Genomic DNA, 8,921 nt, shown 5'->3' with positions numbered 1-8,921 from the left:
CCCAGAGCCGAAACCGCACAAACACGCCGCCCCCCCCCACAAAAAGGAAGACCCCCCCCCCCCCCCGTGGGGTCGCCCCCCCCCCCCCCCCCCCCCCCCCCCCCCCCCCGGCGCCGGTGTCCAGCACATTCCGCCGGGCGGACGGAAGCCGGGCCGAAGGTCGTCCGAAACGGCCGCCGCACGGCGGGAATGTGGTGCGCGGAGGCGCAGGACGGCACCTCACCGCCCGTGCGTGGCGAACTTCCGTACGGCGAGCGGCCCGCTGACCGCCAGCAGCACCGCGCACCAGAGCAGCGTCGCGGGTACGGCGTGCTGCATCGGCCAGGTCCCGCCGGGCGCGGACGGGTTGCCGAACAGTTCGCGGCAGGCCTGCACCACGGCGCTGACCGGGTTCCAGTCGGCGATCACGCGCAGCCAGCCGGGCATGCCGCCGGTGGGCACGTACGCGTTGGTGACCATCGCCAACGGGAAGACCGCGACGGCGAGTTGGCCGGCCGCCTCCTCCTTGCCGACGGCCAGCCCGAGGAAGGTGCCGACCCAGGTCATCACGAAGCGGAACAGCAGCAACAGTCCGAACGCCCCTGCGGCGTCGGCCGGTCCGCCCCTGATCCGCCAGCCCGCCACGAGACCGACCACGGCGAGCAGGGCCAACACCACCACGCTGACCAGGAAGTCGGCCAGGGTCTGCCCGAGCAGCAGACCGGTCCGCGAGACGGGCATCGAACGGAGCCGGTCGGTGACGCCGCGCCCGACGTCGCGGGCGGCGCCGACCATGGTGGGCATGACGCCATTGACGGCCACCATGGCGAACAGCCCGGGCATCAGGAACTCTCGGTAGTTCCCACCACCCGGCACCTGTATGGCGCTGCCGAAGACGTAGCCGAAGACCACCACCATCACCACCGGCACCGCCAGCGAGGCGGCCAACAGGCCTGGCGAGTGCCGGTAGTTGAGCAGCACCCGGAGCATCGAGGACCAGGCGTCGGAGAGCAGCCGGCCCGGCGCGGAGAGGGTCCGGCCCGACGCGGGGAGCGCGGGCGGAGCGACGGACGCGGCCATCAGGCGGCCCTCCCCTGGGCGGATTCGGCGGTGAGCGCGAGGAAGACGTCGTCCAGCGACGGCGGCCGCACCGCGACGTCCTGCGCGACCACCCCCGCCGCGTCCAACTCCCGCACCAGCCGCGGCAGCAGCACCTCCACCCCGGGCCGGGTGACGACGGCGACGGTCCGCTCGGCCTGGTCGACCACGACATCGCCGCTCTCCCCGAGGGCGGCCAGCACCACGGCGGCGGAGCCGAGTTGGCCGGCCTGCGGGAGGGTGACCGCGATCCGGGTGCCGATCGCCGCCTTGAGCCGCTGCGGCGGACCGGTGGCGATGGCGGCGCCGTGGTCGATCACCACGATGTCGTCGGCGAGCCGGTCGGCCTCCTCCAGGTACTGGGTGGTGAGCAGCACGGTGGTGCCGCCGTCGGCCAACTCCTTGACGCTGGACCAGATCTCCTGCCGGCTGCGCGGGTCGAGGCCGGTGGTCGGCTCGTCCAGGAAGAGCACCGGCGGGCTGGTCACCAGGCTGGCGACGAGGTCGAGGCGGCGGCGCATGCCGCCGGAGTAGGTGCGGACGAGGCGGTCGCCGGCCTCGGCGAGGCCGAACCGTTCGAGCAGCTCGCCGGCGCGGGCCCTGGCGGCCCGGGCACCGAGGTGGTGCAGCCGGCCGAGCAGGTGCAGGTTGTCGCGGCCGGTGATGCCCTCGTCGACGGCGGCGTGCTGCCCGGCCAGCCCGATGCTGCGCCGGACCGCCTCGGCCTCGCGCACCACGTCGTATCCGGCGACCCGGGCGGTGCCGCGATCGGGGGCGACCAGGGTGGCGAGGACGCGGACGGCGGTGGTCTTGCCGGCGCCGTTGGGGCCGAGCAGACCGCAGACGGTGCCGGCCGGGACGGTGAGGTCGAGGCCGCGCAGGGCCTCGGTGCCTCCGGAGGCGGTTCGGGCGGTGCTTCCGGCGGCGGGTCGGGAGGCGGTTCGGGAAGTGCTCCCGGAGGTGATTCCCGTCGTGACTCCGGTGGTGGCCCCGGACCGGGTGCCGGAGCGGGCTCCGAATCGTTTCGCCACGCCCGTCATCTCGACGGCGGGCCCACGGGTCGCTGGCATGGCTCTGCCCCTCTGCTAAGTACAGCGTACGTAAAAGTGCGCGCCCACGCATCGTACTACGTACGCCGTACGTATCTAAGATGGGTAACCGAGGTGATCTTCCAGTGCCGTCCAGCAAGCCCCGCGCCGGCTCTTCGTCCGCGCACCCCGAGCCCCCCGAGGCCCCCGAGCTGATCTGGCTGCGCCCCGAGCGCACCGGCCGCGGCCCGAAGCCTGCCCACAGCCGCGCCTCGATCGCCGCCGCTGCCATCGAGATCGCCGACGCCGAGGGGCTGGACGCCGCCTCCATGCGCCGGGTCGCGGCGGCACTCGGAGCGGGGACGATGTCGCTCTACAACTACGTGCCGAAGAAGGAGCACCTGCTCGACCTGATGCTCGACGCGGCCGCCGGCGAGTACGACTACAGCGGCCTCGCCCCGACCGGCGACTGCCGCACGGACCTGCGCCGGCTCGCCCACGCGCAGCTCGCCCTCATGCGGCGCCACCCCTGGCTGCCCGCACTGGTGATCGCCCGCCCCGGCATCGGCCCCAACGCCCTGCGCTACACCGACCACTTCCTCGCCGTCACCGAACCGAGCGGCCTCGACGGCAGCGCCCGACTGGAGGCGATGGCCCTGTTCAACGGCTTCGTCTGCCAGTACGCCCAGTACGAGCGGACCGGCGCGGCGGGCGCCAAGTGGCAGGGAGAACTGGTGGGTTACCTCACCAGAGCCGCGATGAGCGGCGAATACCCCCACCTGACGGCGGCCTTCGCCACGGCCGGCCCGCCCGCGGACCCGGACACGGCGTTCGACCGTTCACTGCACCGCGTGATCACGGCCGCACTGACCCCGGTGCCAGAAAACTGACCGCCCGTCCGGAACTCCGGACGGGCAGGGCGCGGGAACTACCGGCGGGCGGGAACGAGGACCACCGGCAAGCGGGAACGCCAGAGCTCCGGCGGGCGGGGACGCGCGAACTACCGGCGGGCGGGCTGCCGACTGCCCGGGACCAGCAGCCAGAGCAGCCAGGCGCCGGTGCCCAGGAGCAGCATGTTGGCGGCCATCTCCGACGGCTCCTCGCCGAATCCCAGCTCGCCCGAACCCAACCACTGCGCGACCGCGACCTTGGTGAGGAAGAACAGGGCCACGTCGGCCGCCACGATGGCCGCCCAGACCGCGGCCGGATGCCACCGGGGCCGGGGCAGGGCGTTCAGGAGGGAGAGCACGGCGGTCACGAGGAGGGCATGGGGCACGAACTCGTCGGGGATGGTGCCCAGGTAGTTCCAGGGCAGAGCGGTACCGATGACCCAGATCAGGCCCATGCAGCCGATGAACCGCACCAGAATCGCCCCGGCCACGCTCGCGGCCGGCTGCCCGCCGGCCGATGGCGAGGGGGCCACGGGGGGCGCGGAGGGGATGGGGGGCGTCGCCTGTCCCGCGAACGCGGCCTGCCCGGCCTGCCCGGCCTGCGCCGGCAGCCACGCGCCGCCGGGCGCCGCCTGCGGCATTCCGGGCGCCGGCTGCGGTGCCGCCGCCGGCTGCACCGGCCCGTACCACCCGCCCCCGGCCGCATCGAGAGCCGTCGGCGTCGGAACGGCCGCACCGGTCCGCGCCACCGACTCCAGCGCGGCCAGCGCCTGCTCCGCCGTGGGCCGCCGCGCCGGGTCCTTGGCCAGCAGCGCGCCCAGCACCGGCGTCAGCCCGCCCGCCCGGACCGGCAGCCGCGGCTCCTTGGTCACCACGGCCACGCACAGCGCGCCGAAGGTGTCCCCGCTGAACGGCGTCTCGCCCTCGACCGCCGCGTACAGCGTCGCCCCGAGCGACCACAGGTCGTTGGCGGCCGCCGCCGGCTTCCCCTCCAGCTGCTCGGGGGCCATGTAGGCGGGCGTGCCGATCACCGCGCCGGTGCGGGTGAGCGCCGTGGTGGCGTCGGCCATGTGCGCGATGCCGAAGTCGGTGAGGATCACCCGGTCGCCCATGAGCAGGACGTTGTCCGGCTTGAGGTCGCGGTGGACGATACCGGCGGCGTGCGCCTGCTGGAGCGCCTTGACCATCGCCGCGCCGATCTCGGCGACCCGGGCCACCGGCAGCGCGCCGTCGCGGGCGATGGCGGCGGCCAGCGAGATCCCGGTGACGAACTCCATCACGATGACCGGCGCACCCTCGTGCTCGGCGACGTCGTGCACGGTGATGATCCCGGGGTGGTTGAGCCGCGCGGCGGCCCGCGCCTCGCGGAGCACGCGCTGGACGAGCTGCTCGCGCTCCGCCTCGGTGACGCCCTGCGGGAGCAGGACCTCCTTCACCGCGACGTCGCGGCCCAGGGTGGTGTCCCACCCGCGCCAGACCCGCCCCATGCCGCCCTGACCGATCAGCTCCTGGAGCTGGTACCGGCCCCCGATCAGTGCCCCGTTCACCCCTGTCACGGGCTCACCCTAGCGGCACGCCGCCGCGGCGTTGGCGTCGCCTCGTCAAATCGTTTCCCCCCGGGGCCCGGTGCCCCGTACGGTGGCCTCGCCGATGATCTTGGCCGCCACGACGCGTACCGGCGGCCAGGTACCCGATGAAGCGGCCGCACACCCGACGAGGCGGCCACCCGTCCGACGAGGTGGCCGGTTACCCCGACGAGGTGGCCGCAGACCCCGACGAACAGGACGAGCACCATGCAGCACCACCACGGCTGGGCAGACGAGCGGTTCGGCGCCGTTGCCGACGCGTTCGCACGCAACTACGCCGACTTCCCCGAACTCGGCTCCGCCGTCACGGTGTTCGCCGGCGGCCGGAAGGTGGTCGAGCTGTGGGGCGGCGTCGCGGACGAGCGGACCGGCCGGGCGTGGCAGGCCGACACCCTCGTCCCCGTGTTCTCCTGCGCCAAGGGCCTCGTCGCCGTCTCCGCCCACCTGCTCGCCCAGCAGGGCCGGCTGGACCTGGACGCCCCGGTGAGCCGGTACTGGCCCGAGTTCGCGCGGCACGGCAAGGAGGCGATCACCTGCCGGATGGTGCTCGGCCACCGGGCCGGAGTCCCGGCCCTGGACGCCGTGCTGTCCTTCGAGGAGATCGCCGCCTGGACGCCGGTCGTCCGCGCGATCGAGGAGCAGAAGCCGCTCTGGGAGCCCGGGACCACCTACGAGTACCACGGCCATGTGCTCGGCTTCCTGATCGGCGAGGTGATCCGCCGGATCACCGGCCTCACCCCGGGCGCGTTCTTCCGGCAGGCGATCGGCGGCCCGCTCGGCCTGGACGCCTGGATCGGCCTGCCCGCCACCGAACTCGACCGCCTGGCACGGCTGGTGGAGGCCGAGGGGCGCCGCCCGATGCCCGGGCCGGAGCACCTGCTCACCCGGATCGTGACGATGAACGGCGCGCTGGTCTTCCCCGGTCTGGACGTGCCGCACGGCTGGAACGACCCCGACCTGCACGCGATCGAGCTGCCGGGCGCGGGCGCCGTCGCCTCCGCCACCGGCCTGGCCGGGCTGTACGCGGCCGCCGTCACCGGTGTCGGTGTCGGTGTCGGTGCCGAAGGGGGCTCGGGCGAGCGGACGGGGCGGCTGCTCTCCCCCGCCACCGTGACCGACGCCGTCGGTGAGCTCTCCTCCGGGGCGGGCTTCCTGGGCTTCGACATGGGCGCCCGCTGGGGCTCGGGCGTGCTGCTGGACTCACCCTCGTTCCGCCGGATGCTCGGCGCCCGCAGCTTCGGCAACGACGGCGCGGGCGGCCAGTTCGCCTTCGGTGACGACGAGTTCGGCGTCGGCTTCGCGTACGTCGCCAACCGCATGATCGGCCACGGCGACGCGCGCGCCAACCGGCTGATCGACGCGGTCCGCGACAGCCTCGGCGGCTGAGCACCCGGCGCGCCGCCCCCGCCTCCACGTCTCCACGCCGGCTCCACGCCCCCGCGAGCCGACCTGCGAGCCGACCTCCCAATTGACCCGCGAAATCACCTCCAGAATGCACCACTTGGTGGGCCACCCACACACCTAGGCTCATTCACATGACAACCGTTCAGATCCCGCAGCGCATGAACTTCTCCGTCGTCGCCCCCAAGGTCTTCCGGGCCGTGCTGGCCATGGACGCCGCCGCCCGCGAGGGCCTGGACCCGGTGCTGGTCGAGCTGGTGCAGATCCGCGCCTCCCAGATCAACCACTGCGCCTACTGCATCGACTACCACACCGGTGACGCCCGGAAGGCGGGCGAGACCGAGGACCGCATCTACCAGCTCTCCGCGTGGGAGGAGTCGAGCCTCTACACCGCCAAGGAGCGGGCGGCCCTCGCGCTGACCGAGGCCGTGACCGTGCTGCCGCAGGGCGTCTCGGACGCGGTGTACGCGGAGGCGGCGGAGCACTTCGAGGAGAAGGAGCTGGCCCAGCTGATCGCGCTGATCTTCACGGTCAACGCCTGGAACCGGATGAACGTCTCCACCCGCAAGACCCCGGGCACCGCATAGCCGCGCCGGCGAAGGGCGGTGGCCGCAACCCTGCGGCCACCGCCCTTCGCCGTTTCCGGGCCCGAGATCTCGGGCCCCCCAAGGCGCCCAACGCCCCCCCGAGGCCCCAACTGCCCGATCGGGCAGGGTCCTCCGCCTCCTCCGGCACTCGGCAGCGTTGTCGTTGACACCCAAAGTTGGTCTAGTCCACCGTAGGGGACAGCAAGGCCACCGCGGCCAGGGCCGTGACCGCGGCTCCTCGGCCGAACTCCTCGACCCACCTGGCTGCCAGGCGAGTTGAAGCACTCGGCCGCCCTCGCCGCACACCGCCCCGCGCCCCCGTGGCCGCCCACCCGGCCGCGACTCCGCCACGCCCCGGGCCGGCGACCGCATGCCCCCTGACGACCGAACGGAGAACAGGCATGAGCAGAATCTGTCTGGCCCTGCCCACCAACCGGGCCTGCGCCGCCACGATTTCGGCGGTCGGCACGGAGGCGGCGTACGCGGCCGAGCAGTTCGGCGTCGAGGTGCACCTGCTGATCCTGGACTCCTCCGACGCGTCCACCTTCGCCGAGCACGCCGGCGCTGTCCGCGGACTGCCCCCGGTGCCCGCCGTCACCGTGCACCACCTCGACGAGGCCCACCAGCGCGCGTTCCTGCGTGACGTGATCCGCCGGTCCGGCGCCCCCGAGCCGGACGCCCTGCTCGGCCTGATGCTCCCCGAGGCCGTCTCCTACGGCGCCTGCACCAACCGGGCGTTCCTGCTCGCCGCCGCCCTCGGCTGCGCCTCCGTCCACCGCCGGGACTCCGACAGCACCTACCAACTCCTCGACAGCAAGCCGGTGTTCCCGATCCACCACGAGCTGCTCTCGCTCGGCAAGCGGGCCGCCGATGCGGTGGCCGGCGTCACCAGGAGCGAGCTGGAGCCGGCCGACGCCGAGAAGCCGGTCTCACTGGTCGGCGGCTCCTTCGTCGGTGAACTCTCGGTGGACGTCGCCGAGATCAGGGAGCTGGATCCGGCGGTCTACTACGACGTGGTGAGCCTCTGGGCCCCGCCGATCTGGACGGACGAGCAGAAGCAGGAGCTGGTGGACGACTCGTTCACCGGCGGCGGCACCGCACCGTTCACCGCCGACGAGGCGGTCCTGGGCGCGCCCGACATCTACCGGGTGGACATGTGCAACGTCAGCCTCGACCACGAGGTGTACGAGCGCATCCCGCTGCCACCCGCTACCGACACCATCGGCAGCGACTATTTCCTCCTCCACGTCGTCCTCGACTCCACGCTCCCCGGCGTCGTCCACAACCGCAACATCGTCAACTACTACACGCCCGGCCGCCGGACCGGTCCCGGATTCACCGCCTACCAGGTCCGGTTCACCAAGTTCCTGCTCTCGATGCTCTACCTCCACCCGGTCTACGGCGAGATGATGACGACCGGCGCGGCCCTGCTGGACGAGCAGCACCACGTCCGGGTCGACGCGATCCTCGACTCCGTGCGGCGCAGCGCCGAGTGGGACCGGGCGGAGAACGTCCGGCGGCTGGACGTCCTCGACCGCAGCTACCGCAAACTGGGCGGCAAGTACGCCGAGTTCGCCGACCATCTGGCCCCCAGGCGCGAGCTGCTGCTGGACGAGGCGCGGGCCGACGCCGAGTCCTTCGCCCGGCTGATCGAGGCCTGGGGCCCGCTGGTGGCGGCCGCGCGGTACGCCGGCATCCCGGCCGGAGGGGCCGAGTAGATGACCGACGACACCACCTTGGCGGCTGAGGACATCACCTTCCGCCGGCTGGCCGACGCCGACTGGGATGCCATCGTGGCGCTGGAGTTCGGCGCCTACGCGGCGGACAACCTGTCCGAGGGCCGGGAGTCCCTCCAGTCCCGGGGCCGGTCCTCGCCGGACACCTGCTTCGTGGTGGAGCGCCGGGGCGAGGTCATCGGCTACCTGCTGAGCCTGCCCTACCCGCTCTACCGGTGCCCGGAGCTGGGCGCGGTCGACGAGGGCGTCACCGGGGAGACCGGCGCCGAGCCGGCCGGCCCCGCCGCGTCCGACCCCGCCGCGTCCGGGCTCGGGCCTCGGCCTGAGCCCGGGCCCGAGCCGCGCAACCTCCACGTGCACGATCTCGTCATCGCCGAGGAGTGGCGCAGCAAGGACGTCGCCCTGCGGTTCATGCGCCACCTCAAGGAGTACGCGCGGACCCAGGGGTTCGAGCGGATCTCGATGGTGGCGGTCCGGCGCAGCGACATCCTGCTGGCCATGCTGGGCTACCGCACCCACCGCGAGGTCGCCGTCCCGGAGTGCTACGGCAAGCGCGCGGTCTACATGTCGATGGCGATCTGACAGCCTGCCCGAAACTCGGGGGACGCCGGTTCGA

The 8,921-nt window shown here is 73.4% G+C and carries 8 protein-coding genes; 5 read left to right on the top strand and 3 right to left on the bottom strand.

Annotated features, from left to right (window positions below; genetic code table 11):
• Window positions 1–219: 219 nt before the first annotated feature.
• Together ACZ6NC_RS06075 and ACZ6NC_RS06070 are read right to left on the bottom strand one after the other, a co-directional pair.
• Window positions 220–1,059: an ABC transporter permease gene (locus tag ACZ6NC_RS06075; protein ID WP_465729481.1), complete on the bottom strand. Its 840-nt coding sequence runs from the start codon at window positions 1,057–1,059 to the stop codon at window positions 220–222.
• Window positions 1,059–2,147: an ATP-binding cassette domain-containing protein gene (locus ACZ6NC_RS06070; RefSeq protein WP_465729479.1), complete on the bottom strand. Its 1,089-nt coding sequence runs from the start codon at window positions 2,145–2,147 to the stop codon at window positions 1,059–1,061. Before ACZ6NC_RS06070 ends, ACZ6NC_RS06075 begins: the two co-directional genes overlap by 1 nt.
• A 104-nt stretch (window positions 2,148–2,251) precedes the next feature.
• Here ACZ6NC_RS06070 and ACZ6NC_RS06065 point away from each other — a divergent pair, with 104 nt between their 5' ends.
• On the top strand, window positions 2,252–2,995 hold the full coding sequence (locus ACZ6NC_RS06065; RefSeq protein WP_465729478.1) for a TetR/AcrR family transcriptional regulator: 744 nt from the start codon (window positions 2,252–2,254) through the stop codon (window positions 2,993–2,995).
• Between the two features lie 110 nt (window positions 2,996–3,105).
• Here ACZ6NC_RS06065 and ACZ6NC_RS06060 read toward each other — a convergent pair whose 3' ends face one another.
• On the bottom strand, window positions 3,106–4,551 hold the full coding sequence (locus tag ACZ6NC_RS06060) for a serine/threonine-protein kinase (protein ID WP_465729476.1): 1,446 nt from the start codon (window positions 4,549–4,551) through the stop codon (window positions 3,106–3,108).
• A gap of 237 nt (window positions 4,552–4,788) precedes the next feature.
• Here ACZ6NC_RS06060 and ACZ6NC_RS06055 point away from each other — a divergent pair, with 237 nt between their 5' ends.
• The 4 genes from ACZ6NC_RS06055 to ACZ6NC_RS06040 all read left to right on the top strand — a co-directional run bounded on the left by ACZ6NC_RS06055 (window position 4,789) and on the right by ACZ6NC_RS06040 (window position 8,887).
• Window positions 4,789–5,967, top strand: a complete 1,179-nt coding sequence (locus ACZ6NC_RS06055) for a serine hydrolase domain-containing protein (RefSeq protein WP_465729474.1) — start codon at window positions 4,789–4,791, stop codon at window positions 5,965–5,967.
• A 149-nt stretch (window positions 5,968–6,116) separates the two neighbouring features.
• Window positions 6,117–6,569 (top strand): carboxymuconolactone decarboxylase family protein, encoded by a 453-nt coding sequence (locus tag ACZ6NC_RS06050; protein ID WP_465729472.1) that lies wholly within the window; start codon window positions 6,117–6,119, stop codon window positions 6,567–6,569.
• 401 nt (window positions 6,570–6,970) lie between these two features.
• The gene (locus tag ACZ6NC_RS06045; protein ID WP_465729470.1) at window positions 6,971–8,287 is read left to right on the top strand and encodes a DUF6271 family protein; all 1,317 of its coding nucleotides are present in this window, start codon (window positions 6,971–6,973) and stop codon (window positions 8,285–8,287) included.
• On the top strand, window positions 8,288–8,887 hold the full coding sequence (locus tag ACZ6NC_RS06040) for a GNAT family N-acetyltransferase (protein ID WP_465729468.1): 600 nt from the start codon (window positions 8,288–8,290) through the stop codon (window positions 8,885–8,887).
• Window positions 8,888–8,921: the final 34 nt, after the last annotated feature.

The organism is Kitasatospora sp. NPDC041988 (assembly GCF_055588525.1).
Note: the sequence above shows the minus strand (reverse complement) of the source record. Positions and strands in the feature narration are given on the sequence as shown.

Excerpts from the sequence above, each read along its gene's own strand:
- ACZ6NC_RS06050 (WP_465729472.1), top strand. The coding sequence starts at position 6,117 with ATGACAACCGTTCAGATCCCGCAGCGCATGAACTTCTCCGTCGTCGCC.
- ACZ6NC_RS06055 (WP_465729474.1), top strand. The coding sequence starts at position 4,789 with ATGCAGCACCACCACGGCTGGGCAGACGAGCGGTTCGGCGCCGTTGCC.
- ACZ6NC_RS06045 (WP_465729470.1), top strand. The coding sequence starts at position 6,971 with ATGAGCAGAATCTGTCTGGCCCTGCCCACCAACCGGGCCTGCGCCGCC.
- ACZ6NC_RS06040 (WP_465729468.1), top strand. The coding sequence starts at position 8,288 with ATGACCGACGACACCACCTTGGCGGCTGAGGACATCACCTTCCGCCGG.
- ACZ6NC_RS06070 (WP_465729479.1), bottom strand. The coding sequence starts at position 2,147 with ATGCCAGCGACCCGTGGGCCCGCCGTCGAGATGACGGGCGTGGCGAAA.
- ACZ6NC_RS06075 (WP_465729481.1), bottom strand. The coding sequence starts at position 1,059 with ATGGCCGCGTCCGTCGCTCCGCCCGCGCTCCCCGCGTCGGGCCGGACC.